Annotated in this window: 25 protein-coding genes and 2 tRNA genes; 17 read left to right on the top strand and 10 right to left on the bottom strand. The window is 66.1% G+C overall.

Annotation, left to right across the window (positions count from 1 at the left end):
• Positions 1-8: 8 nt before the first annotated feature.
• Positions 9-1,136, top strand: a complete 1,128-nt coding sequence (locus U5919_RS11650) for a DUF373 family protein (protein WP_336024493.1) — start codon at positions 9-11, stop codon at positions 1,134-1,136.
• 24 nt (positions 1,137-1,160) lie between these two features.
• On the opposite strand, the gene U5919_RS11645 is transcribed toward U5919_RS11650, so the two are convergent.
• Positions 1,161-2,003 (bottom strand): polyprenyl synthetase family protein, encoded by an 843-nt coding sequence (locus U5919_RS11645; protein WP_336024490.1) that lies wholly within the window; start codon positions 2,001-2,003, stop codon positions 1,161-1,163.
• A gap of 177 nt (positions 2,004-2,180) precedes the next feature.
• Positions 2,181-3,476, bottom strand: a complete 1,296-nt coding sequence (locus tag U5919_RS11640; protein ID WP_336024488.1) for a helix-turn-helix transcriptional regulator — start codon at positions 3,474-3,476, stop codon at positions 2,181-2,183.
• A 191-nt stretch (positions 3,477-3,667) separates the two neighbouring features.
• On the opposite strand from U5919_RS11640, the gene U5919_RS11635 reads away from it, so the two are divergent.
• The gene (locus U5919_RS11635) at positions 3,668-5,008 is read left to right on the top strand and encodes a DUF7096 domain-containing protein (RefSeq protein ID WP_336024486.1); all 1,341 of its coding nucleotides are present in this window, start codon (positions 3,668-3,670) and stop codon (positions 5,006-5,008) included.
• Positions 5,009-5,061: 53 nt separating this feature from the next.
• Positions 5,062-5,565, top strand: coding sequence for a type IV pilin (locus U5919_RS11630; RefSeq protein ID WP_336024484.1), 504 nt, complete (start codon positions 5,062-5,064; stop codon positions 5,563-5,565).
• A gap of 27 nt (positions 5,566-5,592) precedes the next feature.
• Here U5919_RS11630 and U5919_RS11625 read toward each other — a convergent pair whose 3' ends face one another.
• Positions 5,593-6,216: a methyltransferase domain-containing protein gene (locus U5919_RS11625; protein WP_336024482.1), complete on the bottom strand. Its 624-nt coding sequence runs from the start codon at positions 6,214-6,216 to the stop codon at positions 5,593-5,595.
• Positions 6,217-6,374: 158 nt separating this feature from the next.
• Here U5919_RS11625 and ahaH point away from each other — a divergent pair, with 158 nt between their 5' ends.
• The 11 genes from ahaH to U5919_RS11570 all read left to right on the top strand — a co-directional run bounded on the left by ahaH (position 6,375) and on the right by U5919_RS11570 (position 15,906).
• Positions 6,375-6,707 (top strand): ATP synthase archaeal subunit H, encoded by a 333-nt coding sequence (gene ahaH / locus U5919_RS11620; RefSeq protein ID WP_336024481.1) that lies wholly within the window; start codon positions 6,375-6,377, stop codon positions 6,705-6,707.
• Positions 6,694-8,964: a V-type ATP synthase subunit I gene (locus tag U5919_RS11615; RefSeq protein WP_336024479.1), complete on the top strand. Its 2,271-nt coding sequence runs from the start codon at positions 6,694-6,696 to the stop codon at positions 8,962-8,964. The genes ahaH and U5919_RS11615 overlap by 14 nt, the downstream gene beginning before the upstream one ends.
• A 238-nt stretch (positions 8,965-9,202) precedes the next feature.
• A complete protein-coding gene (locus U5919_RS11610) occupies positions 9,203-9,439 on the top strand; it encodes an ATP synthase subunit K (RefSeq protein WP_049985092.1) in 237 nt (78 codons plus the stop codon).
• Between the two features lie 22 nt (positions 9,440-9,461).
• Positions 9,462-10,043, top strand: coding sequence for a V-type ATP synthase subunit E (locus U5919_RS11605; RefSeq protein ID WP_336024475.1), 582 nt, complete (start codon positions 9,462-9,464; stop codon positions 10,041-10,043).
• Positions 10,040-11,086, top strand: coding sequence for a V-type ATP synthase subunit C (locus tag U5919_RS11600; protein ID WP_336024473.1), 1,047 nt, complete (start codon positions 10,040-10,042; stop codon positions 11,084-11,086). Before U5919_RS11605 ends, U5919_RS11600 begins: the two co-directional genes overlap by 4 nt.
• Positions 11,083-11,409, top strand: a complete 327-nt coding sequence (locus U5919_RS11595; RefSeq protein WP_336024472.1) for a V-type ATP synthase subunit F — start codon at positions 11,083-11,085, stop codon at positions 11,407-11,409. Before U5919_RS11600 ends, U5919_RS11595 begins: the two co-directional genes overlap by 4 nt.
• A 3-nt stretch (positions 11,410-11,412) precedes the next feature.
• Positions 11,413-13,182, top strand: coding sequence for an ATP synthase subunit A (locus U5919_RS11590; RefSeq protein WP_336024471.1), 1,770 nt, complete (start codon positions 11,413-11,415; stop codon positions 13,180-13,182).
• A gap of 2 nt (positions 13,183-13,184) precedes the next feature.
• Positions 13,185-14,612, top strand: a complete 1,428-nt coding sequence (locus U5919_RS11585; RefSeq protein ID WP_336024469.1) for a V-type ATP synthase subunit B — start codon at positions 13,185-13,187, stop codon at positions 14,610-14,612.
• A 263-nt stretch (positions 14,613-14,875) separates the two neighbouring features.
• On the top strand, positions 14,876-15,559 hold the full coding sequence (locus U5919_RS11580; RefSeq protein WP_336024467.1) for a V-type ATP synthase subunit D: 684 nt from the start codon (positions 14,876-14,878) through the stop codon (positions 15,557-15,559).
• Between the two features lie 177 nt (positions 15,560-15,736).
• Positions 15,737-15,809: transfer RNA gene (locus U5919_RS11575), tRNA-Asp, on the top strand.
• A gap of 24 nt (positions 15,810-15,833) precedes the next feature.
• Positions 15,834-15,906: transfer RNA gene (locus tag U5919_RS11570), tRNA-Asp, on the top strand.
• 358 nt (positions 15,907-16,264) lie between these two features.
• On the opposite strand, the gene U5919_RS11565 is transcribed toward U5919_RS11570, so the two are convergent.
• From U5919_RS11565 to U5919_RS11555, 3 genes are read right to left on the bottom strand one after another with little or no spacing between them, the layout of a single operon-like run.
• Positions 16,265-16,648 carry a fluoride efflux transporter FluC gene (locus tag U5919_RS11565; RefSeq protein ID WP_336024466.1) on the bottom strand — a complete coding sequence of 128 codons (384 nt, stop codon included), beginning with the start codon at positions 16,646-16,648 and terminating at the stop codon, positions 16,265-16,267.
• Positions 16,639-16,980 (bottom strand): fluoride efflux transporter FluC, encoded by a 342-nt coding sequence (locus tag U5919_RS11560; protein WP_336024464.1) that lies wholly within the window; start codon positions 16,978-16,980, stop codon positions 16,639-16,641. Before U5919_RS11560 ends, U5919_RS11565 begins: the two co-directional genes overlap by 10 nt.
• 21 nt (positions 16,981-17,001) lie before the next feature.
• Positions 17,002-18,153, bottom strand: a complete 1,152-nt coding sequence (locus tag U5919_RS11555) for an ATP-binding protein (protein ID WP_336024462.1) — start codon at positions 18,151-18,153, stop codon at positions 17,002-17,004.
• Positions 18,154-18,228: 75 nt separating this feature from the next.
• On the opposite strand from U5919_RS11555, the gene U5919_RS11550 reads away from it, so the two are divergent.
• Positions 18,229-18,681 (top strand): DUF7382 domain-containing protein, encoded by a 453-nt coding sequence (locus U5919_RS11550; protein ID WP_336024461.1) that lies wholly within the window; start codon positions 18,229-18,231, stop codon positions 18,679-18,681.
• A 45-nt stretch (positions 18,682-18,726) separates the two neighbouring features.
• On the opposite strand, the gene U5919_RS11545 is transcribed toward U5919_RS11550, so the two are convergent.
• A complete protein-coding gene (locus U5919_RS11545) occupies positions 18,727-20,037 on the bottom strand; it encodes a TiaS agmantine-binding domain-containing protein (protein ID WP_336024459.1) in 1,311 nt (436 codons plus the stop codon).
• Positions 20,038-20,138: 101 nt separating this feature from the next.
• On the opposite strand from U5919_RS11545, the gene U5919_RS11540 reads away from it, so the two are divergent.
• Both U5919_RS11540 and U5919_RS11535 read left to right on the top strand, forming a co-directional pair.
• The gene (locus tag U5919_RS11540) at positions 20,139-20,426 is read left to right on the top strand and encodes a putative quinol monooxygenase (protein WP_336024458.1); all 288 of its coding nucleotides are present in this window, start codon (positions 20,139-20,141) and stop codon (positions 20,424-20,426) included.
• Positions 20,427-20,499: 73 nt separating this feature from the next.
• Positions 20,500-21,477, top strand: coding sequence for a transcriptional regulator (locus U5919_RS11535; RefSeq protein WP_336024457.1), 978 nt, complete (start codon positions 20,500-20,502; stop codon positions 21,475-21,477).
• A gap of 163 nt (positions 21,478-21,640) precedes the next feature.
• On the opposite strand, the gene U5919_RS11530 is transcribed toward U5919_RS11535, so the two are convergent.
• The 3 genes from U5919_RS11530 to U5919_RS11520 form a co-directional block, all read right to left on the bottom strand.
• Positions 21,641-21,898 carry a glutathione S-transferase N-terminal domain-containing protein gene (locus U5919_RS11530; protein WP_336024454.1) on the bottom strand — a complete coding sequence of 86 codons (258 nt, stop codon included), beginning with the start codon at positions 21,896-21,898 and terminating at the stop codon, positions 21,641-21,643.
• A gap of 102 nt (positions 21,899-22,000) precedes the next feature.
• Entirely contained in the window at positions 22,001-23,395 is a 1,395-nt protein-coding gene (locus tag U5919_RS11525; protein WP_336024452.1) for an aryl-sulfate sulfotransferase, read from the bottom strand.
• A 103-nt stretch (positions 23,396-23,498) separates the two neighbouring features.
• Positions 23,499-24,887, bottom strand: a complete 1,389-nt coding sequence (locus U5919_RS11520; protein ID WP_336024451.1) for an NCS2 family permease — start codon at positions 24,885-24,887, stop codon at positions 23,499-23,501.
• Positions 24,888-24,945: the final 58 nt, after the last annotated feature.

Genomic DNA, 24,945 nt, shown 5'->3' with positions numbered 1-24,945 from the left:
TCCGGGAGATGCTGTTGGTCCTCTGCGTCGACCTCGACGACGACCTCGGCCGCAAGACCGGGTTGGAGACGCCGGTCGTCGGCCGCGACGCCGTCGAATCCGCAGCCGTTGCGCTCGCGACGGCGGACCCGGAGGACTCCGACGTCAACGTGCTGTTTCAGGGGATTCACGAGCACGACGCGCTCGACCGCGACCCCGACGTCGACGAGGAAGTCGCCGTCGCGGCCGTCACGGGAACCCAAGGCGGCGACGTGAAGGCCAACCGCGCGATCGGCGAGGAGATCGACCGCGTGCTGGCGGGGCTCTCGACAGGCGAGAACGTCAGCGCCATCGTCATCACCGACGGCGCGCAGGACGAGTCGGTCCTGCCGATCATCCGTTCGCGCGTCCCGATCGACAGCGTGCGCCGGGTCGTCGTCCGGCAGGCCCAAGACCTCGAATCGATCTACTACACGATGAAACAGGTCCTCGCCGACCCGGAAACGCGGGGAACGATTCTCGTACCCCTCGGCATCCTCCTCCTGATCTATCCGTTCGTCACGATCGCGAGCCTCTTCGACGTCCCGGGCGCGGTCGTTCTCGGCTTCATTTCGGCGTTCCTCGGCCTGTACACCCTCTTTCGCGGCCTCGGGCTGGAGGACGCCGTCGACGATACGGCCGAGCGCGTCCGCGACGTGCTCTATGAGGGCCGCGTCACCCTCATCACCTACGTCGCCGCCGCGGCGCTCCTCGTCGTCGGCGGGTTCCGCGGGTACGCCTTGGTCGAGACCGTCCGCGCGAGCGTTCCCGACGCGACGCCGCCGCTCGTCCTCGCGGCACTCGTTCACGGGTCCGTCCAGTGGTTCGCCGCGGCCGGCGTCACCTCCAGTCTCGGGCAGGTGACCGACGAGTACCTCGCGGATCGATTCAAGTGGCGCTACCTCAACGCGCCGTTTTACGTCGTCGCCATCGCGGTCGTGCTCTACGTCGTCTCGGGGTTCTTCCTCCCGCGCGGGATCGCCGGCGTCGAGTCGTTCTCGATGACGCAGCTGGCGGTCGGGCTCACTGCCGGGACGCTCCTCGGCGTCTTCAGCACGCTCGCGTTCGCGATCGCGGAGTCGCGGTTCCCGACCGCTGCGGAAGCCACGCAGGGCTAAAACGGGAAGCCGAGGGCGACTCGGTCAGCGCTCGCGAACGACGACGAACTCCGCGAGGTCCGTGAGGTACCCGAGCGGTTCGCTGTCGTCGACGTCCGACGCCGCCAGCGCGTCGAGCGCCTGCTCGGACTGGTCGTGCGCGCGCTGGTTGGCCTCCTCCGCGGACAGCCCGGTGACCTGCACCAAGGAGGGTCGGTCCATCTCCGCGTCCTGCCCGGTCGGCTTGCCAAGGTCGTCGGGATCGGCCGTCGCGTCGAGGACGTCGTCGCGGATCTGAAACGCCACGCCGACGCGCTCTGCGTACTCGCCGAACGCCTCGACCGTGAAGGGGTCCGCGTCGGCGGCGACCGCGCCGAGTTCCGCGGCCGCGCGGAACAGCGCCCCCGTCTTTCGACGCGCGAGTTCCATGTACTCGCTCTCGTCGGTGGGGCGTGCGACCAGTTCGGTTGCCTCGCCCTCGCCGAGTTCGACCATCGACTCGGCGACGATCTGCGTCGCGTGGTCGTTCCGCGAGAGGAGCGCGAACGCCTCGCCCAAGAGGCCGTCGGAGGTGATGATGGCGGGACCGTACCCGTATTCGGCCCACGCGCTCGCCGTGCCGCGCCGCACGTCCGAGCGGTCGATGATGTCGTCGATGACGAGCGACGCGTTGTGGACCAGCTCGATCGCGACGGCGAAGTCGACCGCGTCCGCGGGCTCCCCGCCGCAGGCCTCACAGGCGAGAATCGTGACCGCCGGTCGGACGCGCTTGCCGCCCGCCAGCGCGACGTGTGCGATCTCGTCGGATAGCTCCGGGGGGTCGACTGCCTCGATGACCTCCTCGAGGCGCGCCTCGACCAGCGACACCCGACGCTCCAGATACTCCATTACCCGTCGCTGAGGATGGGGCGGCAAAAGAGGTTCCGAAAAGCGGATCCTATCGAGGATCCGATCGTCCGTTTCTCGACACGGGCGTCGGCCCTCAGTGGCGGCGACAGCCTCAGCACCGGCGGTCGTCGTTGGGCGTCAGTTGTCGTCGGGAGCGTCAGTTGTCGTCGGAGGGCGTCACTCGTCGTCGGGGGCGTCAGTCGACTCTTCGGCGTCATCGGGGAGTGAAATGAGGTTCTCGCGCCCGAGCCGAAGTTTGTCCACGCGGCCCTCGTCGGCCATCGCTGACAGGAGCTGTGAAACCTTCGCGTCCGACCAGTCCGTCTCATCGACGATGGTGGCCTGCTTCATCCGCCCGCCGTTCTGTTCGAGAAGGTGCTCGACGCGCTCCTCGTCGGAGAGCAGCGACAGGTCGGGCCCGGCTTCGACGTCGCCGGCGGACGGATCGTCTCTGTCGGGACGTCGGTCACCTTCGCTGACCGGCTGTGCCGACTCGGCGGATCGGTCTACGGCCGTCTCGTCGGCGGGCCGCGTCGCGGGCGCATCCGTTCCGCCGTTGGACTCGGGAGCCCCAACCGCCCCGCCGGGCGGCGCATCGTTGGGCGACGGCGACGCCCACGGAAGGGTGCGCGTCTCGCTCCGCTGGATCACCCAGAGCCCGGCGAAAAGCGTCACGACCGCGAGGATACCGCCGCCAGCGAGGAGGCCGACCGGGAGCCGTCCGGCGGGTCCGACGGCGGAGTAGGTGACTTCGAGCGCTTCGTCCTCGCCCTCGAAGTCCGATGGTTCAGCGAGGATGATCGCGCTCTCTCGCTGCTGAACGGGGATGCTCGTCCCCGTGACGGTATAGCTCTCGGGCGGGCGGATGAGGATCTGTTGGTCGTCGTCGAAGATCGAGAGCCACGTCCGCTGCTCGTCGGTCTCGGCGGTCGGTAGCGCGAACACGTCGTCGAGGAGGAGCGTCTCGTTCTCGCCCTGACGCAGGAAGTTCGTCCAGCGGAAGGTCAGCGCGAGCGTGCCGCGGTCGACCTCCTCGTCGATCGAACTGTGATACGTGACGTTCTCGATCGCCATCTGCCGCCCCGTCGACTCGCTCGCGCGCTGTTGGAGCGACTCGAACAACACGGGGGTCGGTCCAACGTCTGATTCGCCGGCCTCGTACTCGGACGCGAGACTTCTGAACGCGCGCGTCTCGTTCTCCGATTCGAGCGCGTAGTGCGTCTCGATGCGCCACTCCGCGCTCCGGTCGGACTGGAGATCGATCTCGACGCTCGTTCGGGCGGCCACATCGTCTTCGCTCGCTTGTTGGAAGACGGCGGGCGATCGCAGGGCGTCTGTCTCGTCGGCCGGCGGGCCAGCGTCGGTCGGCGACGGTGACGAGCCGGCGGAGAGATCGCCGACGGCGAGGGCGGAGGCTGGAGCGACCGCGGCGGAGACGAGGAGGAGGGCAACCCACAGCGCGGACGTCCGCATTTGCTGAGAGTGCACGTGGAACGCTGAAAACGCTTTCCATCGTGAGAGTCACCCACGGTGTGGGGAGGCAGGACCGCGCTACCGGACCGACGCCGACGAGAGAGTGCACGTGGAACGCTGAAATGCGACACGCGTTCGACGGCCGACCGAATGGCGCGTTTTTAATAACGTTCCGGGAATACGCTTTGCGTATGCGTGCTGCCGCCCTCTCACTCGCCCTCCTCCTCGTCCTCTCCGCCGTCGCCGGCGCGGTTCCGGCGCTCCCCGACGGTTCGGACGCGCTCGCCAGCGACGCGTCAGGTTCCACCGGGTACGGTCCGTCGATGCAGGTCTCGACGCCGAACGAAACCGACGAGGAGACGTCGATCAGCGTCCTCGGAATCCCGCAGGGATCGGCCACTCGGAGTACGCTCAAGACGGAGTACGTCGAACTCGGAAGCGGCCTCGCGTTCGGGTCACAGACCACGGACGTCCGCCTCGAAAGCGCCGCGGTCGTCGAACGGATCGAAGCCGCCGGGGCCAACGACAGACGACAGCAGTACCTGCTGCAGGAGGTCAGCGCGATCGAACAGCGGACGATCACGCTACGGACCAGACAGCAGCAGGTCATCGCGGCGTACGGGAGCGGAGAGCTGACGCCGCGGCGACTGCTCTACGAACTCGCCGTGATCGACGCCGAGGCGCGGGAGCTCCAGCAGCGTCGCGAGCGGCTCCAGTCGCTCGTCGAGTCGACGCCGGGATTCAGCATCTCCTCGTCGCGCTTCGGGAACATCGAACTGGAGCTGAACACGCTCACCGGCCCGGTTCGGGGCCACGCGGCGTCGGTGCTCAACGGAGAGGCCGAATCGACGCGCTTTTTCGTCCAGTCGGGGGCCGACAGCATCGAGCTCTCGGTCATCCGGGACGGTACGTACGTCCGCGAGACGTACCGCGGGGAGCTTCGACTCGGTAACGGTGGCTCGTTCTCGCTCGCCGACGCGGTGAACGCGACCGAAGAGGCGTACCCGACGATCACCGAGCTTCGGATCCGCGACGACATCGTCGGGAACCCGGAGAGCGACAGCACGCGCGTAACCATCGAACACGAACGAGGCCGGCTCGTCGCGTTCGTCGACAGCGGGAGCGAGCGCGTGTTCAAAGAGTACCAGTACCGCCCGATCGATCAGGTGACGACCGGGTCGGAGACCTCGGCCGTCAAAGACGGCCTGGAGTTGACCGCCCACCGGACGTATCCGGGCGGTCCGGTCCGACTGCAACTCAACAGCACGTCGAACGACGAACCGGTCGACGCGCAACTCACCGTCGGTCCCGAGGGCGGACGGAGCTCCGTCGTGGGCCGGACCGGCGACGACGGCTCGCTGTGGACGCTCGCACCCAGCGGAACCTACCAAGTGACCGCCATCGACGGGAGCTCGGTCGTCGTGCTCTCAGTCGACCCCACGCCGACGCCGTTCGTCTACGGCGCGGTCAACGAGAGCGCGCTGGGCAACGATTCGGAGTCGATGACGCCGACCGGCGTTCTTGCCAACTGACAGACCCCGCGGCGGCCGAAGGTTCATAACTCATCGAGCGCCCAGAGCCCCGCGTGTCTCCCCGTGCGTCGGCGTCGGTGATCGGTGTCGTACTGCTGCTCCTCGTCGGAGTCGTGCTCGGTGGCGTCGTCGCCGCCGGTGCGGAGGCCGTCGCGGCGGCGACGGGCGAACCGGGAATCGCGAGCGACGCGGCCTCGCCGCCGGGTTCCGAGGTGGGAACGGTCGCCCTTTCGCTGCGGCTCGACGGCGATACGATCGCGCTCACGCACGAGCGCGGTGCGCCGCTGCCCCTCGCGGACGTGCGAGTCGTCGTCGCGGTCGACGGGGAGGAACTGCGGTATCAACCGCCCGTCCCGTTCTTCGCGGCGACGGGCTTTCGCGGCGGGCCGACGGGGCCGTTCAACCTCGCGAGCGACGGCGTCTGGTCGGAGGGCGAAACGGGCTCGTTCCGGATCGCCGGCACGAACGACCCGCAGTTGCGGCGCGGGCGAACCGTCTCGGTCACCGTCTACGTCGAATCCGCGCGTGTGAGTCGGGTGCGCGGGACCGTTGATTGAGCGGTCGCAGGAGAGCGGGGTCCTAGATTATTCCTCTGGCGCACGCGCGAGAGTCGTGATCGCTCGGGGGCTCCCGGGATACGCCTGTTGGATGTGGTGTTCGATGTCGACGAAGCCGGCCTCCTCGAACATCCGTTGGGCCTCCTCCTCGTCGTAAAAGAGCATAATCGCGTCCGCGAGATGCTGGAAGATGCGGTTGTTCGGGTAGTCGGGGCCGACGACGAGGACCGTGTGGCCGGGTTTGACGACGCGGCGGAACTCCGTCAGCGCCGCGACCGGATCGGGCCAGTACTCGATCGATCCCGACGACCAGACGGCGTCGAAGGAGTCGTCGGCGAAGGGGAGTCGCTCCGCGTCGCCGCGGTAAAACCGCACGCGGTCGCGCGAGCCGAACTTCTCGAACGCCTTCTCCATCTGATGGCGGCTCTGATCGAGGCCGTGTACGTCGTCGGTGTAGCGGAGCAGGCCTTCGGTCGCGAAGCCGGTGCCGCAGCCGACGTCGAGCACGCGATCGCCCTGCCGTACGTCGAACCACTCCAGCGCCTCGTCGCGCATCGCCTCGTTCCAGATGAAGGGGTTGATCCGGTCGTAGACCTTCGAGAGGTACTTGTAGAACAGGCGCGCGTTGGCCTTGTCTTCGAGGACACCCATCGGACGGCGGTTGGAACGGGAGAATCATAACGGTGCGGATCCGCTCCCGTCTCACGGCGGATCGGCGAACGTGTGGAGCGGGTGTTTCGCGAGCGCGTGGTGACGGTGTTTCGCAAACACCTTATACGCCGCTTGCGCAACGTTTCGGTGATACGAGTATGCCGAGACCAGAGGTTCTCGAACGGATCAAAACGGCGGAATCCGAGGCCGAAGACATCGTGAAACAGGCCGAGGAGGATCGCGACGAGCGCATCGAGGAAGCGCGTCGCGAAGCCGAGGAGATCCGCGCCGACGCAGAGACGGAGGCCGACGAGTACGAATCCGAGCGGCTCGCCGAGGCCCGCGAGGAGATCGAGGCCGAGCGCGAGGAGCTCATCGAAGAGGGCAAGCAGGCCCGCGAGAAACTGGTCGCGTCCGCCGAGGAGAACGCCGACGAGGCGGTCGAATACGCGATCAGTCAGTTCGAGGAGGCGGTACATGCTCAGACCTGAGCAGATGAGCAAGGTCTCGGTGACGGGATCGAAAGCCGTGATGGACGAGGTCATCGAGACCGCTCACGGCCTGAACCTCCTGCACGTCACCGAGTACGACGGATCGTGGGACGGCTTCGACCCGGGAAACCCCGTCGAAGGGGCCGAGGAGTCCTCCGACCGACTCGTCACGGTTCGCTCCCTAGAGAGCATTCTCGACGTCGACGCCGACGACGCGGGGCCGACGCGCATCGTCACCGACGAGGCGCTCGACGAGGAACTCGAAGAGATTCGGACCCACGTCAACGAACTCGACGACCGTCGACAGGAGCTCCGTCAGGAGATCCGAGCGCTCGAAGACCGGCTCGACGCCGTCGAGCCGTTCGTCGACCTCGGAATCGACCTCGACCTGCTCTCGGGCTACGACACGCTGCAGGTCGCCGTCGGCTCCGGCGACCGCGACACCATCGAGCGCGCGGTCATCGACGCCGACGAGCTCCGCTCACACGAAATCTTCGCCGGTAACGACGTCCTCGCCGTCTTCGCTCGACCGGCTGCGGACGCGGACGATTCGGCGCTCGTCGACGCGCTGGTGAGCGCGGACTTCACCGCCTACGAGATTCCGGAAACCGACGGGAACGAGGAGCCGAGCGATTACAAGGCCGAGCTCGAACACGAGAAACAGCAACTGGAATCGAAGCTCTCGACCGTCGAGAACGAGCTGGAGTCCGAGAAAGTTGACGCCGCGGGCTTCCTACTCGCCGCCGAGGAGAAGCTCTCGATCGACGTCCAGAAGACCGAAGCGCCGCTGTCCTTTGCGACGACGGACAACGCCTTCATCGCCGAGGGCTGGATTCCCTCGGAGCGCTACACGGAGTTCAAGGGCGCAGTCACCGACGCTGTCGGCGACCGCGTCGAGGTCGAGGAGTTAGAGCGCGCGACCTTCTCGAAGGACGGGACCGACCACGTCCGCGAGGAGGTACCCGCAGGTGGCAACGGTGGAGCCGCGGCGGCCGCAGACGGCGGCTCGCAGGCCCGCGCCGACGGCGGCAGCGCAGTCGTTATGGAAAACGACGAACCGCCGACGGTGCAGGACAATCCCGGTGCGGTCAAACCCTTCGAGATCCTCGTACAGGCCGTCAACCGGCCGAGCTACTACGAGTTCGATCCGACGATCATCCTCTTTCTGACGTTCCCGGCGTTCTTCGGGTTCATGATCGGCGACCTCGGCTACGGGATCATCTACACCGCGATCGGCTACTACCTCTACACCAACTTCGCGGACCGGCCGGCGTTCCGGAGCATGGGCGGCGTGACGATCGCGGCAGGGATCTTCACGGCGATCTTCGGGGTACTCTACGGTGAACTGTTCGGCCTGCACGTCATCTCGACGTACTTCTGGGAGGGCGCGCTCGGACTGGCGCACCCGCCGATCGAGAAGGGCCTCTCGCCCGCCGGCATCGACTGGGCCCGCGGCTGGCTCGTCGTGAGCGTCCTCATCGGCATCTTCCACCTCAACGTGGCGTGGATCTTCGGCTTCATCGAGGACTACCAGCTACACGACCTCGAACACGCGATTTACGAGAACGGCTCGTGGCTACTGATGATGAACGGTCTGTGGGTGTGGGTCTTCAGCGACGCGCTCGCAAGCGTCGCCCCCGGATTCCTCTACACGACGTTCTCCAGCGAGGGCGTTATCCCGCTCGGCTTCAGCGGCTTCCCGACGATGGAAGTATTCACCATCCCCGGCGTCGGGCCGATCACGGTCCCGCTCCTCGTGTTCATCGCCGGTCTCCTCTTGCTCGCGATCGGCGAGCCGATCGAGGTCGTCGAGTTCCTGAACGTCCTCGTGAACGTCCTCTCGTACACGCGTATCGCCGCGGTGTTGCTCGCGAAAGCGGGGATGGCCTTCACGGTCAATCTCCTGTTCTTCGGCGTGTACGTCGACGACCACGGCGGCTGGCACTTCGGTCTCACCGGGATGCCGGACGCGGAGGCCGTGGCGGCGCTCGGGCAGGGTGAGACGCTGAGCTACCACGGTTACGAAGTGACCGAGATTATGTTCGGCGGGCTCGTCCACGGCGACGCGGCGACGATCCTGATCGGACTGCTCGTGCTCGTGCTCGGCCACCTGCTCGTCCTCGCACTCGGCGTCACGAGCGCCGGCCTGCAGGCGGTGCGTCTCGAATACGTCGAGTTCTTCAACAAGTTCTTCGACGGCGGCGGCCGCGAGTACGAACCGTTCGGCTACGAGCGGCGCTTCACGACCGAGGACTGACGCGGGAGGGGTCACCGCACCGAGCGCATCGCGCTCGCGGGTGCGGTCGCATCCTCGCTTTCGGAACCTCCGGTACGCTCGATTCGAAACCCCGTGTCACTCATTCTCAAATCGGTCGAATACGGGCGAGTCCGGGCGCTTCGCACCGGTTGCGGCGAGTCAGTTTGGGAAGCTTTATGAGATACGTGGGTTCAATTACGCACGTTCGGAGACGACTATCCGGTCAACACTACCAACAATGTTCGAAGCACTCCTACAGCAGGCAGAAGCTGCCCCGGCTCTTGAACCAACCGCCGCCGCCGCGCTCGCGGTCGGCCTCGCGGCTTTCGGCGCAGGGTATGCCGAGCGCGGCATCGGCGCGGCCGCGATGGGAGCCATCGCGGAGGACGACAGTCTCTTCGTCAACGGTCTGATCCTGACCGTTCTGCCGGAGACGCTCGTCATTCTCGCGCTCGTCGTCGTATTCCTGGTCTGAACGCCCCCCGCTCTTTCCATCAATGAGTTTGGACAACGTCGTCGAAGACATCCGAGACGAAGCCCGCGCGCGTGCGGAAGAGATTCGCGAGCAGGGCGAGCGTCGCGCCGACGAGATCGTCGAGACGGCAGAGACTGACGCCGAGGAACTCCTCGAAGCGCGGAAGGAATCCGTCGAGCGCCAGATCGAACAGGAGCGCGAACAGGCGCTGTCGAGCGCGAAGCTCGAAGCGAAGCAAGAACGGCTCGAAGCCCGCCGCGACGTCCTCGAAGACGTCCGGAGTCGGGTCGAAGACGAACTCGCCTCGCTTCCCGACGAGAAGCGCGAGGAACTGACCCGCGCGCTCTTGGAGGACGCGACCGACGAGTTCGACGAGGGTGAGTCCGTGTCGGTGTACGGACGCGCCGGCGACGAAGAGCTGCTCGAAACGCTCTGTGCGGAACACGACGGCTTCGAGTACGCCGGAGAGTACGACTGCCTCGGCGGTGTCGTCGTCGAAGGCGAGAGCTCCCGCGTTCGGGTGAACAACACGTTCGACTCGGTTCTCGGAAGCGTCTGGGAGAACAACCTCAAGAACGTCAGCGAGAGACTGTTCGACCAATGAGTTCCGCCGGCGGTTCCAACCCCGAGTACGTGACGGCCCGCGTGCGAGCGCGCTCCGGCGCGCTCTACGGGGACGAAGAGTACCGCAAACTGATTCGGATGGGTCCGGCCGAGATCGCTCGGTTCATGGAGGAGTCCGACTACGAAGCCGAGATCAACGCGCTCGGCTCGCGGCACTCGGGCGTCGACCTCATCGAGTACGCCCTCAACCGAAACCTCGCGAAGCAGTTCGACGACCTCCTCCGCTGGGCCGACGGTCGGCTGTACGACCTGATCGCGCGCTATCTGCGAAAATTCGACGCGTGGAACGTCAAGACCGTCATCCGCGGCATCTACTCGGAGGCCGACCGCGACGCGATCGCGGACGATCTGATCCGGGCCGGCGAGTTCGACGAGGAACTGCTCGATCAGTTGCTCGACGCGCCGACCATCGAGGACGTCGTCGACCGCCTCTCGGGGACGATCTTCGGTCCCGGGCTCGAAGACGCCTACGGCGATTACGAGGACACCGGCGTCCTCGTGCCCCTCGAAAACGCGGTCGACAGGACGTACTACGAGCATCTATTGGAGGACCTCGTCGTCGACGAGGCCACCCAGCAGTACCGCGAGTTCCTCGAGGCCGAGATCGACTTCCGGAACGCCCGGAACGCGCTTCGGCTCGCTCAGAGCGGCGCGGACATCGACCCCGCCGACTACTACATCGACGGCGGGTCGCTCTTCAACGCGAGCGAGCTCTCGACGCTGTCGCAGAACCGCGACGAGCTCGTCACGAAGATCCGCGAGTCGAAGTACGGTGACGACCTCTCTGCGGCGCTCGACGAACTCGAGTCCGCGGAGAGCCTCATCAACTTCGAGCGGGCCCTCGACGTCGCCTTGCTCGAATACACGGAGGCACTCGGCCACGTGTTCCCCCTGTCGATCACGCCGATCGCGTCGTACATCCTCGCGAAGGAGCGCGAAGTCGACAACATTCGCGCCATCGCGCGGGGACGCGAGGCGGGCCTGCCCGAGGAGCAGATCGAACGGGAGCTGGTGATCCTATGAGCCAAGAGATCGCCGTCATCGGCAGTCCCGACTTCACGACCGGGTTCCGCCTCGCGGGCGTCCGGAAGTTCGAGACCGTCGCCGACGACGAGAAGGACGAACAGCTCGACGAGGCCGTGAGCGGGGTACTCGAAGACGAGAACGTCGGCATCGTGGTGATGCACGACGACGACCTCGAGTACCTCTCCCGATCGGTCCGCAACGACGTCGAGACCAGCATCGAACCGACGCTGGTCACGCTCGGCGGCGGCGCGGGCGCGGGCGGCCTCCGAGACCAGATCAAGCGAGCCATCGGAATCGATCTGATGGAGGAGGACAATTAATATATGAGTCAGACAGAGCAAGCCGTCCGCGAGGACGGCATCATCGCGAGCGTGAGTGGCCCCGTCGTGGTCGCCCGCGATCTCGACGCCCGAATGAACGACGTCGTCTACGTGGGCGACGAGGGTCTGATGGGCGAAGTCATCGAGATCGAAGGCGACACGACGACGATTCAAGTGTACGAAGAGACGTCGGGGATCGCCCCCGGTGAACCCGTCGAGAACACGGGGGAGCCGCTGAGCGTCGACCTCGGTCCGGGCCTTCTCGACACGATCTACGACGGCGTTCAGCGTCCGCTGGACGTCCTCGAAGACAAGATGGGGAGCCCGTACCTCGACCGCGGCGTCGACGCGCCGGGCATCGAACTCGACAAGGAGTGGGAGTTCGAGCCCACCGTCGAGGAGGGCGACGAAGTCGGCCGCGGCGACGTGGTCGGCGTCGTCGAGGAGACGATCACCATCGACCACAAGGTGATGGTCCCGCCGGACGCCCTCGAGGAGGGCGAGACGGCGGAGATCGTCTCCGTCGAGTCCGGGTCGTTCACCGTCGAGGAGACGGTCGCCGAACTCGACAACGGCGAGGACGTCACGATGCTGCAGGAGTGGCCGGTCCGCGAGGCCCGACCCACCGTCGAGAAGAAGACCCCGCGGACGCCGCTCGTCTCGGGGCAGCGGATCCTCGACGGCCTGTTCCCGATCGCGAAGGGCGGGACGGCCGCGATTCCGGGGCCGTTCGGCTCCGGGAAGACGGTCACCCAGCACCAGCTCGCGAAGTACGCCGACGCCGACATCATCATCTACGTCGGCTGCGGCGAGCGCGGGAACGAGATGACCGAGGTCATCGACGACTTCCCCGAGCTCGAGGATCCCTCGACGGGGAACCCGCTGATGGCCCGGACGTCGCTCATCGCGAACACGTCGAATATGCCCGTTGCGGCGCGCGAGTCGTGCGTCTACACGGGGATCACCATCGCGGAGTTCTACCGCGACATGGGCTACGACGTCGCGCTGATGGCCGACTCCACCTCGCGGTGGGCCGAGGCGATGCGCGAGATCTCCTCGCGCCTCGAAGAGATGCCCGGCGAAGAGGGCTATCCCGCGTACCTCGCCGCGCGCCTCTCACAGTTCTACGAGCGCGCCGGCTACTTCGAGAACATCAACGGCTCCGAGGGGTCGGTCTCGGCGATCGGGGCGGTCAGCCCGCCCGGCGGCGACTTCTCCGAGCCGGTCACCCAGAACACGCTGCGTATCGTGAAGACGTTCTGGGCGCTCGACGCCGACCTCGCGGAGCGTCGGCACTTCCCCTCGATCAACTGGAACGAGTCCTACTCGCTGTACAAGGACCAGCTCGACCCTTGGTTCCAAGAGGAAGTCTCCGACGACTGGCCCGATAAGCGCCAGTGGGCGGTCGACGTCCTCGACGAGGAGGCGGAACTGCAGGAGATCGTCCAGCTCGTCGGCAAGGACGCGCTGCCGGAGGACCAGCAGCTGACGCTGGAAGTCGCGCGCTACCTGCGCGAGGCGTACCTGCAGCAGAACGCGTTCCACCCGGTCGACACCTTCTGTCCGCCGGAGAAGACGTACCTTATGCTGACGACGATCGAGACGTTCCACGACGAGGCGTTCGACGCGCTCGAAGCGGGCGTTCCGGTCGAGGAGATCATCGACGTCGAGTCCGTGCCGCGGATCAACCGGATCGGTGTCCAAGAGGACTACGAGGAGTACGTCGACGAACTCAAATCGGACATCGCAGACGAGCTCCGGAGTCTCTACTAACAATGAAAGAGTACCAAACAATCACCGAGATCAGCGGTCCGCTGGTGTTCGCCGAGGTCGACGAGGCGATCGGGTACGACGAGATCGTCGAGATCGAGACGGCCCAAGGCGAGACCCTGCGCGGTCAGGTGCTCGAATCCTCGGAGGGCGTCGTCGCCATCCAAGTGTTCGAGGGCACCAGCGGTATCGACCAGCACGCATCGGTTCGCTTCCTTGGCGAGACGATGAAGATGCCCGTCACCGAGGACCTCCTCGGACGGGTGCTCGACGGGTCCGGCCGGCCGATCGACGGCGGCCCGGACATCGTCCCCGAGGAGCGCCAAGACATCGTGGGCGCGGCGATCAACCCCTACTCCCGGGAGTATCCCGAGGAGTTCATCGAGACGGGTGTCTCCGCAATCGACGGGATGAACACCTTGGTTCGCGGCCAGAAGCTCCCGATCTTCTCCAGTTCGGGCCAGCCGCACAGCGAACTGGCGATGCAGATCGCCCGGCAGGCGAGTGTGCCCGAAGAGGAAGAAGGAGAGGGCGAAGGTTCCGAGTTCGCCGTCATCTTCGGCGCGATGGGGATTACGGCAGAAGAGGCCAACGAGTTCATGGAGGACTTCGAGCGCACCGGCGCGCTGGAGCGCTCCGTGGTCTTCATGAACCTCGCGGACGACCCCGCCGTCGAGCGGACGGTCACCCCGCGGATGGTCCTGACGACCGCGGAGTACCTCGCCTTCGAGAAGGACTACCACGTGCTCGTCATCCTGACGGACATGACCAACTACTGCGAGGCGCTCCGCGAGATCGGTGCAGCCCGCGAGGAGGTCCCGGGCCGACGTGGCTACCCCGGATACATGTACACCGACCTGGCGCAACTGTACGAGCGCGCGGGCCGGATCCAAGGCCGTGACGGCTCGGTCACGCAGATTCCGATCCTCACGATGCCCGGCGACGACGACACGCACCCGATCCCGGATCTGACCGGCTACATCACCGAGGGGCAGATCTACGTCGACCCCGACCTCAACAGTCAGGGCCTGCAGCCGCCGGTGAACGTGCTGCCGAGCCTGTCGCGACTGATGGACGACGGCATCGGCGAGGGGCTCACCCGCGCGGATCACGCCGACGTCTCCGATCAGATGTACGCGGCGTACGCGGAGGGTGAGGACCTGCGCGACCTCGTGAACATCGTCGGCCGCGAGGCGCTGTCGGATCGCGACAACAAGTACCTCGACTTCGCCGACCGGTTCGAAGAGGAGTTCATCGATCAGGGCTTCGAGACGAACCGCGAGCTCGAGGAGACGCTCGAAATCGGCTGGGAACTCCTCTCGATGCTGCCGAAAGAGGAACTCAACCGCGTCGACGAGGACTTCATCGAGGAGTACTACCACGAGGACGCGACCGACGCCGACAACACGGAAGCCGAAGCGACGGCCGACTGATCGGTATTCGAGTCGGCACGGGCGTCCCCCTGTGGACGAATTATTTTTGCACCGACCGCGACCCGGTAGCGTGACATCCGAATGGATCTCGAACGTCGTACTCGGGATGTTGTACGTCGTAATCGGGAGTTCGTTGCCTCGTAATCGCGAGTCCACACGTCGCGACCGTGACGTGGACGGATCGGGGTGAGAGCGCCGGTCGCACCCGAATCCGGGGCGAACAGTAAAAGGTTAACAGCCTCGGTTCACTAGCGTTCTACAAGATGGCCGAAGACGTCAAACCGACCCGTAAGAATCTGATGGCGATCGAGGATCGCATCCAACTGTCCGAACGAGGTCACGACACGCTCGAACAGAAGCGTGACGGCCTCATTATGGAGTTTATGGATATTCTGGATCAGGCCCAAGACGTCCGTTCGGAACTCGACGCGAACTACCAGACCGCCCAAGAGAAGATCAATATGGCGCGGGCGATGGAGGGCGACGTCGCCGTCCGCGGTGCCGCCGCGGCGCTGAAAGAACACCCCGAGATCACGACCCAATCGAAGAACATTATGGGCGTCGTCGTCCCGCAGATCGAGTCCTCGCGCGTGAAGAAGAGCCTCGATCAGCGCGGTTACGGCCTGCTCGGCTCCTCGGCGCGAATCGACGAGGCCGCCGACGCCTACGAGGAGCTGCTCGAAACGATCATCCTCGCCGCGGAGGTCGAGACCGCGATGAAGAAGATGCTCACCGAGATCGAGACGACCAAGCGCCGTGTCAACGCCTTGGAGTTCAAGCTCCTGCCGGAACTGTACGAGAACAAGGAGTACATCGAACAGAAGCTCGAAGAGCAGGAACGCGAGGAGATCTTCCGACTGAAAAAGATCAAGAACAAAAAGGAAGAAGAAGAGAAAGAGGAGAAGGAAGCCGAGGAAGCGGCCGCCGCAGCCCCCGCGGACGCCTGACGGCCCGGTTTCCTGTTCGACCGGCGTACCGCTCGCGCGAACCGAACGCTTCGGCCACGTTTTCGACGAGACTCACAGCGGCCGAGAGCCATCGCCGGACGCCCCGGGGATCGCTCCCACGCCGCCGTCAGATGATAAGTCTTAATTAGACTACCGGGCTACGAGGAGATGGAGCAAGCCCGGGTGGTGTAGTGGCCCATCATACGACCCTGTCACGGTCGTGACGCGGGTTCAAATCCCGCCTCGGGCGCTTTGTGCTTGGCTCCGACGGTGTGCCCGGGTGGTGTAGTGGCCCATCATACGACCCTGTCACGGTCGTGACGCGGGTTCAAATCCCGCCTCGGGCGCTTTTTCCGACATCTACGCGAGCGAGGAGCGAAGCGACGAGCGAGCCCGATGTCGGAAAACGCTCACAGCGGGATTTGAACTAGCGAGTGGAGCGAAGCGGAACGAGTGAAGTTCAAATCCCGCCGAGTTCTCAGTGGAACGAGTCGATTGACGCAATAGAACAGTACCCACTCGGAAGCCCCCGCGCTCTCGACTCGATGCGCTCGCTGTGCGCTTCGTCGTTCGCTCCGCTCACTCCTGCAGTGCTTACTTCGCGCGTCTTCGTCGAGAGCGCGGCCCCTTCAGTCCGCCCGACAGTCGGTCAATCAGCAATCGCGTGCCAAAGCACAGATGTTCGACGGCTCCCGAGCACGGATTCTACCAACCGCCACCAAGCCAAAAACCGATCCCGACGCCGAGGAGCGCCGACGCGAGCGTCCCAACGGCGTCGGCGACCGCGAGCCGGTAGTCGCCCGCGTCGACAGCGCGGGTGACGTTGACCGCAAAGGACGAGAACGTCGTGAACGCGCCGCAGAATCCCGTCCCAGCGAGCGCGAGCGTCGCGTCCGCGGGCGCGGAGGCGACGAGCGCGCCGAGGGCGACGCTCCCGAGGACGTTGACCGCGAACGTGCTCCGTCGACCGCCGTCGAGTCCCAGATCGACGCCGTAGCGAACGAGCGCGCCGAACGCGCCGCCGAGGCCGACGAGCAGTGGCGTGGGGAGCGCGCCGAGGAGGTCGGCGACGACGGCCGTCACGCCCATCGCCTCCCGACGAGGAGTCCGAGGAACGCGGCGGCGAAGCCGAGCGCGTATGTGGCGACGACGTTGGCGATTCCAAGTTCTAGCCCGAGCGATGCCGTCTCGACGGCGAACGTGCTGTAGGTCGTGAACGAGGAGAGCAGCCCAGTCATCAGCAGCGTCCGCAGGCGCGTCGATCGAACGTTCCCGACGGCGAGTGCCAGCGCGAAACTCCCGGCGACGTTGACGAGGAGCGTCCCGATTGGGCCGCCGGCGACCGTGCCGACGAGGTAGCGCGCCGTCGCCCCGAGGAAGCCGCCGAGGGCGACGAGCACCGGGAGGAGCCGATCGGCCATCGAGTGCCATTTTCCGTGCGACTACTCGTCAGTTTCGGTGGCGTTCACTCCGCAGTGGACGGACCGCGCCACCGCCGAAGCCCGAGAGCTCGATCCGCCGTGTGGGGTGTCGCGCGCGCGAATCGCGACCGTACGAGTCGCTTCAGCGGTGTCGTCGACGACGAGCGCCTCACCCGGTTCTGTCGGCATCGATGCCGCGAGGTCGCCGTCGACGTAGGCGGGATCCGCGGCGGCCAGCGCGCGGATGTCCGAACCGGCCGTCAGTCGGTGAACGATCCGGAGATCGGACTGCGAGACGGCGACCGCGGGAAGGGCGCTCGGTCGCTGCGTGGCGGCGACGAGCGAGACGCCCGGTGCGCGGCCGCGTGTGAGGATCGTGCGGAGCGGTGCGCTGGCGACGCCCTCGAAGAAGACGTGCGCCTCGTCGACGAAGAGCCAGGGCAGGCGGTCGATGTGGGATGGCCCATCTCCGTCCGACGCCGACCGGCCGAGCCGGCTGTCGTACAGCGCGGCCGCGACGCCGGCGGCGACGGCGTTCGACGGCGCGTCGTCGAGCGCGGAGCAATCGAGGACCGTCGCTGACCCATCTCCGAGCGACCGCGCGTCCAACCCGTCGGGATCGAAGACGTCCCACGAGGCGGCGCGCCGGAGGCGGTTGGCGGCCGCGCGGCGGACGTCGGGCGTCGCGTCGGAGTCGGAAACGACCTCGCACATTCCGTCGAGCGTCGCCGCCGCGGCCGCGGCGTGCCAGACGAGCGCGCCGACGGGGCGGTCCGGCTCGGTGCCGACGAGCGCGGGCCAGTTCGCCGCCGGGATCGCGTCCGCGCGGATACGCGGCTCCTCGACGACCCGTGTCGGGACGGCCTCGCCCGAGGCGTCGTCTTCGAGACCGCGAAAGACGCCCATCGGATCGATCACGACGGGCGCGACGCCGGGCGTTCGGGCCGCTTCCTCGATGAGTACCCCGAGCGTGTAGGACTTGCCGTAACCGCGTTTGCCGACCACCAGCGCGGCGTGCGGGCGGTCGAAATCGATCGCGACGGGCGCGCCGCGGCTGCCGTCGCGGGCGCGGTGGTGGCCGAACCGTCCGGCGAACGTCGGTGCCGCAGTCGGCGCTGCGTCGTCGGTGGCGGCGTCGGCACCGTCGCCCCGACCGAGTACCTCTGTGTGCATCGTAGGGAGTGGCCGCGCCATCCGACTTGAACCCCCGGACGAGCGTTTATATACGGAGACGGGACCACGGGCGGTATGTTCGACGAACTCGGACGGTTCGCCGGGGACGACCGCGCGATCGAAGGACTGCCGATCAGACTCGTCATCGCCCTCGTGGTGGGCGTCGCCACGATGAGCGTGATGCTGAATATGCTCTCGGGGGTGCAGGGGCTCGCCGTCTCCGAACTCGACGTGCGGCCAACGCCGGACGTTGTCGAGCCGGGCGAACAGGAGCTCGAACTCGTCGTCGTCGACGACGACGGTGACGGCGTCGAGGGCGCGACGGTGATAGTGAAAGACGGCAGCGCCGAGATGGAGGGAGTCGTGACGGCGAGATCGGACGCGAACGGGGTCGCGAGTGTTACTGTCGACGTCGACACGCGGGCGAATCAAGAGACCGGGACGCTCGTCGTCGACGTGAAGCCGCCCTCGGGAAGTCAGTACGTCGACCGGAGATCGAACACGGAGGTTCTGGTCGTCGAGGAGTGAGCGGGTCGAATTGGATCGAATCGGATCGCGACTGCGACCGCCCGCTCACCGCTCGGGGTGAATCGGGGCGTCGAATCCGCCACGGATCAGCGGCTTCGCGATGTGCCGGCGCGCGCAGGGCGGGACCTCGTACCACCCCAGTTCGAGGTCGCGATCGAGTGAGACGGTCGCGGGCTCCGCAGTCGACGTTCCGCAGTCGCGACAGCGATAGCCCTGCTCGCGACCGGCACTCGCCATCGAGCGACCGCAGGAGGGACACGTCGGGTTCGTCTCCTCGGTCCGTCGCAGGGAGTCGAGGGCGAACTTCTCCAGTTTGAGCGTCCCACCGCTCACTTCGCCGCAGACGGTGAGTTCGTCGCCGACGCGGAGCGCTCTGATCCGGTCGCGAAAGCGCTTCGTCGGCTCGAAGGCGACGCAGTCGAGACGGGTGTCGCCGGGGATCCCGCCGTCGGGAGCCGCGGGATCGGCGCGGTCCCCACCCGCAAGCTCGAAGAAGACGTGCCCACCGCGCCGCGTCTCCGGGTCGTTCGCGACAGTGCCGTCGACGCGGTAGGCGCGACCGTCGCGAAGGTCACCGATCGCGCCGTCGCGCAGATGCGCGTCGGTCCCCTGGTTCGTCAGGAACGTCGCCGAGCGCTCGATCGGCTCGCTCTCGATTCGATCGGCGAGATCGACGACCACGTCAGGGTCGTCGCCGCGGACGCCGTAGAGGATCGGACCGGGCGCGTTGGGGACGCAAACCGCCTGCCGCTCGGTGCGGTCGACGGTGTCCCACGCGTCGGGATAGAATCGGTCGGCCGCCGCGAAGACGGACGCCTCGTCGACGTCACGTGGTGACCCACAGCGCTCGAACGCCCGATAGGAGATGTGCTCGTACGTCCATTCGTCGAGGGCGGCCCACGCACCGACGGCGGCGAGCGCACCGATTCGGCCGCGGCCGCCCTCCCACCCGTGGTGGCGGTAGCCGAACTCGTCGATAGTGGTGAGCGCGTCGGCCGGATCGAGCAGGTCGCGGATCGCACTGTGGGTGAAATCTGCGACATCGTCGGGGACCGCGTCGGGAGTGCCGTCGGCGACGACGACGCCGGGACTCGTCCGAGGGTCGTCGATCTCGGCGAGCGGTTCCAACTCCGCGACGGCGAGTTCCAGCGCTCGCTCGGGGTCGATGTCGGTGTGGAGCGCGAGCGCCGCGTTACCGCGTGTTTTGTGTTCGACGGCCGGGTTGAGGCGGATTAAGAGGCGGCGATCGACCGCTCCGCCCTCGGCGACGACACGCTCGGCGAGCCGCGTCGCGAGGTACGTCGTGCACATCCCCCGCTCGCGGGAGTCGGTATCGTCGAGGCCGATAACGGTCATCGGCCTCGGGTAGGCGGCGCGGCGGCTAACGGCTTTCGGGACGCGGCGACGATTGGGGGGTTGCGCAGGATATTTGTCGGTATGGCGACACCATTTGTCCGATGATCGTACTCCACGCGAGTTTTCCGATCGATCCGGAGCACCGAGAGGAAGCGCTCGTCGAGGAGTCGAACGAGGAACCGGGAACCGTCGAGTACCGCGCGGCGGTGGACGTCGACGACGAGACCGTACTCCGGTTTTTCGAGCGGTACGAGGACGAACCGGCCTTCGAGGCGCACGCGGGGTCGGCGCACTTCCAAGAGTTCGAGGCGCGCCTGCCGGAGATTCTGGCGGGCGAGCCCACGGTGACGCAGTTCGAGGTGAGCGACGCGACCGAGCTGGACTTGTAAACCGCAAAACCACCGGACGCGGGCGGTTCCGGCGGCACAACGCATATATGGGCTGACTCCCCTATATGTGCCTATGTCTCGGTCGGCGATAGTCGGAAACATTACGGCGATGCTCGAGGACGCGGGATTTCTCGTCAGCGAGCGCTGTGCGATCCGACCGAAGAGTTTCGACGTCGCCGCGCGGCGGGGCGAGGACCTCGTACTCCTCAAAATCCTCGGAAACATCGACGCGTTCGACGGGAGGACCGGCGAGGAGATGCGGCGATTGGGAACCTACCTCAACGCGACGCCGATGGTCGTCGGCCTGCGAACCCGCGATGAGGACCTGAAACCCGGCGTCGTCTACTTCCGCCACGGCGTACCCGTGTTCAATCCCGACACCGCGATGGAGCTGTTCGTCGAGGGCGTCCCCCCGCTCATCTACGCCGCGCCGGGCGGCCTGTACGTCAACATCGACGGCGACCTCCTCGCGGACGAACGACGAGAACGCGGCTGGAGCCTCGGCCAACTGGCGACGGAGCTCGGCGTCTCCCGGCGCACCGTCTCGAAGTACGAAGACGGGATGAACGCGAGCATCGACGTCGCGATCCAACTCGAAGAGATGTTCGACCAGCCGTTTTCGAGCCCCGTGGAGGTGATGGAGGGGGCCGAAGACGTCCGCGACGCCGAACCGACTCCGGACGATCCGGACCCCGAATCCGGCGACGAGCACGTCGTGCACGTCCTCACGCGGGCGGGATTCACCGTCCATCCGACCGCTCGCGCGCCGTTCAAAGCGGTCAGCGAGGACGACGACCGCCGGACCGGCTTCATGCCGATGCTCACCGGTCACTCGACCTTCACGCGCAGCGCCGAGAAGCGCGCGCGGATTATGTCCTCGCTCGGCGAGGTCACGCGGACGCGGTCGGTGTACTTCACCGAGGGGCAGTCGAAGCGCGACGCCGTCGAGGGGACCGCACTCGTCAGCTGCGAGGAGCTGGCGGACATCGACGACCCCGACGAGATCCGCGACCTCATCCGCGACCGGTCGGAGGAACCGACCGAAGCCTAGCGGTTCGTCTCAGTAGCTAACGATTCGCCCCAGTAGCTAGCGGTTCGGGTATCGTCGCCGACGAAACGCGTTCATCGCGTCCACAAAAGAACACTCGTTAGCGAATGGTCATCGCTCGCCTCGGACGACGGCGTTTCGCGCCCGGTTCGCCGTTTGGCCCGCTTCAGCTCGCCGCGTCGCCGTACGTCTCCTCGAGATACTCGACGATGTCGTCGCTCTCGGGCATCCCCTCGACGCCGTTCGCCTCGTCGACGAGGACGGGAACGCCGGTCTGGCCGCTGATCTCCTCGACTGCCGTCCGCTCGCTGTGCGCGGAGGGGACTTTCACCGACTCGTACTCCAAGCCGAGTTCGTTCAGCTTGTCAATCACTTTCGCACAGTACGGGCAGCCTTCGAGTTCGTACAGCACTAGATCAGACATCACGTCCGGGTAGGAACGCCGACGTAAAGAGTCACGTGGTCGAGTGCGTAGAAAACGCACAGAGGCGTTCCGAGAGACCGTTCAGGGCGAGAGCGACGTCAGTCACCGGTCGACGAGGCGACGGATTCCGGCTGCGATCTTGTGTCGCCCGACAATCAGCTCGCCGCTCGCCCACGTTACTCCGACGAGCACCGCGCAGATCGCCCAGACGAAGTCCCAGCCAGACATCCAGACGGGGCGAAGCCACGGTGTCACGTGCGCCCAGCGAGTCGCGAACTCGTTCATCGGTTCTTCGAGCGGCGTGTCGGCGAAGGTCGCGCGAATCCGACCGTCAAAGCCGACGCTCCCCTCGCCACCGGCCGTGAGGTTCGCGCTGCCGGTGATCGCGTACGTCCCGCTGGCGTTCATATCGCGGATCGTCGGGCCCGACGACTCCGGGCCGGTTCCCATCCGCTCGGCGTCGTACGGACCCCACGTCGCGTAGTACTCCCAGACGACCTCGCCGGTCGGCGTGATCTCCATCACCCGGTGGTTCAGCGTGTCGGTGACGAGCGTGTTGCCGTTCGGGAGTCGATCGGCGTCCCGGGGCCAGTTGAGCGACTCGGAGCCGACCTCCCACGTCCGGACCCACTCGCCGTCCTCCTTGGCGTACTCGACGATCCGGTTGTTCTCGCTGTCGGCGACGAGGATCGTCGGCGTGCCGTTCTCGCTGAGCAGCCAGTCGGGGTTGTGCTGTTCGCGGAGCACGTCGTACTCCTGATCGCTGCCGAGGCGTTCGACGATCTCCTTCGTCTCCATATCCACGACGATCGCCTGATCGAAGTTCCGCGGCGAGAGGAGCAGTCGGTCGTCGTCGATCTTGTCGACGTCGTTGACGTGAGACCAATCGTCGTTGTAGCCGCCGTCGGTGCTCGGTGGGTAGTGGTTCCGGAAGTACCACTCCCACGTGAACTCCTCCGTCGAGCGGTTGTAGACGACGATCCGGTCGTCGCTTCTGTCGGCCGATTCGTTCCACTGCCGCATATTCGCGATCGCGATGCGGTCGTCGCCCAGATACGCGACGTCGTGGGTGTCGGTCATATCGAAGCGCTGCTCCCAGACGCGCTCTTGCGTGTCGGGGTCGAGCTCGAAGACGAGCGTGTCGCCCGCCCGCGGCGAGGAGACGAGCAGGTTCCCGTTCGGCATCGGATCGACGTCGAAGAACCACGCGTCGCCGCCGACTCTATCGTCGTGTACCCATTCGAGATTGCCGCGCTCGTCGACCGAGACGAGGCGAGCGGGCTTTTTCGGGTTCGTGTTCCCTTGGAAGGTGTACCCTTGCGCGCTGATGACGGTGGAGTTGTTCGCGGCGCTCGTGATGTTGCCTCGCTCGAGGGTCGTCTCCTCGGAGGGATCGTACGTCAGCGCCGAGACGACAGCGGGTGCGAGCAGCGAGAGGATCACCAGCAGGACGAGGAGTCGAACTGCGGTGGTCCGAGAGAGCGCGAGAACGTTCACGTACTGTACTCACGAGTTGGTGGGTGAATCTCTTGCGGTCCGTGGAATAAATCGAATCGAGTGGGACGCTGCGAAATCAACCCGAGTGGGACGCCGAGAGCCGCTACACCTGCGCGGCGAGGACGCCGCCGGTCCGGACGACGAAGTAGACGACGAACGCTCCCGCGAGCACCCAGTGGCCGAGTCGGATGTCTTCGCGCTCGCCCGCGGCGAGTTTGATGACGGGATAGGAGACGATGCCCGCAGCGATACCGTACGCGATCGAGTACGTAAAGGGCATCACGAGGATCGTCAGCCCGGCAGGGATCACGTTCGTCAGGTCGCTCCAGTCGATGTCGACGACGTTCTGGATCATCACGACGCCGATAACGACGAGCGCGATGTGTGAGGCGTACAGTGGGATAGCCGTGGCAAGCGGAACGATCGCGAGCGAGGCGATGAACAGCGCGGCGACGGTGAGTGCGGTCAGTCCGGTCCGTCCGCCCTCTTCGACGCCCGTTGCGGACTCGATGAACGTGGTGACCGTCGAAGTCCCGAGCATTCCGCCGACGGTCGTCCCGATGGCGTCGGCCATCAGCGGCTTGTCGATGTCGGGGAGATCCCCGTTCTCGTCGAGGAAGTCGCCCGCTTGACCAACGCCCACGAGCGTTCCCGCCGTGTCGAAGAAGTCCACGAAGAAGAACGTGAAGACGATGAGCGCGAAGGAGAACGCCTCGACGTTCCCGAAGCCGGAGACGAACGCGCCCGCCAGCGGCGTGATGTCGTACGTGGCCCCCGTCGAACCGGCGACTAATCCAGCGTCGGCCGCGACGGGCCCGAAAGCGGTAACGAGCCAGCCGATAACTGTCGTCGCGACGATCCCGATGATGATCGAACCCGGGATTCCGCGGGCGTACAGCGCCAGCGTCAAGAAGAGACCGAAGACGGAGACGATCGCGACCGGATCAGCGGCAACCGATCCGAGCCCGACGAGCGTCGCGGGGTCGTCGACGACGATGCCCATCGCCTGCAGCCCGATGATCGCGAGAAACAACCCGATACCGGTCCCGACCGCGAACTTCACGGGTTCGGGGAAGAGGTTTATCACGTACTCCCGCGCGCCGATCGCCGTGAGGATGATGAAGATGATCCCTTCGACGACGACGGCCGCGAGTGCGGTCTGCCACGGAACGCCGAGGATCCCGACGACGGTGATCGCGAAGAACGCGTTGAGTCCGAGCCCGGGGGCTTGCGCGAACGGCCGGTTCGCGTAGACTGCCATAACGAATGTCGCCACCGCGGCTGCGATGATCGTGACGATGGCGAGCATCGACATAATCTGGCCCTCCGAGTAGCCCTCGATGGAGATTGCACCCATCAGAATTGCCGGGTTGACGACGACGATGTACGACATCGTCAGGAATGTTGTCAGTCCAGCGAGAAGTTCGGTACGGACTGATGATCCGTGTTCTTGCACACCAAAGTACTCTGAGACGCTTTCACTGATCCCCATAATGCACGTCTGAGCATAGCACGGATTTACCGGATAAACATTTCTATTGTCAGTTGAA

The organism is Halobellus sp. LT62 (assembly GCF_037031285.1).
Lineage (GTDB): Archaea > Halobacteriota > Halobacteria > Halobacteriales > Haloferacaceae > Haloquadratum > Haloquadratum salinisoli.
Note: the sequence above shows the minus strand (reverse complement) of the source record. Positions and strands in the feature narration are given on the sequence as shown.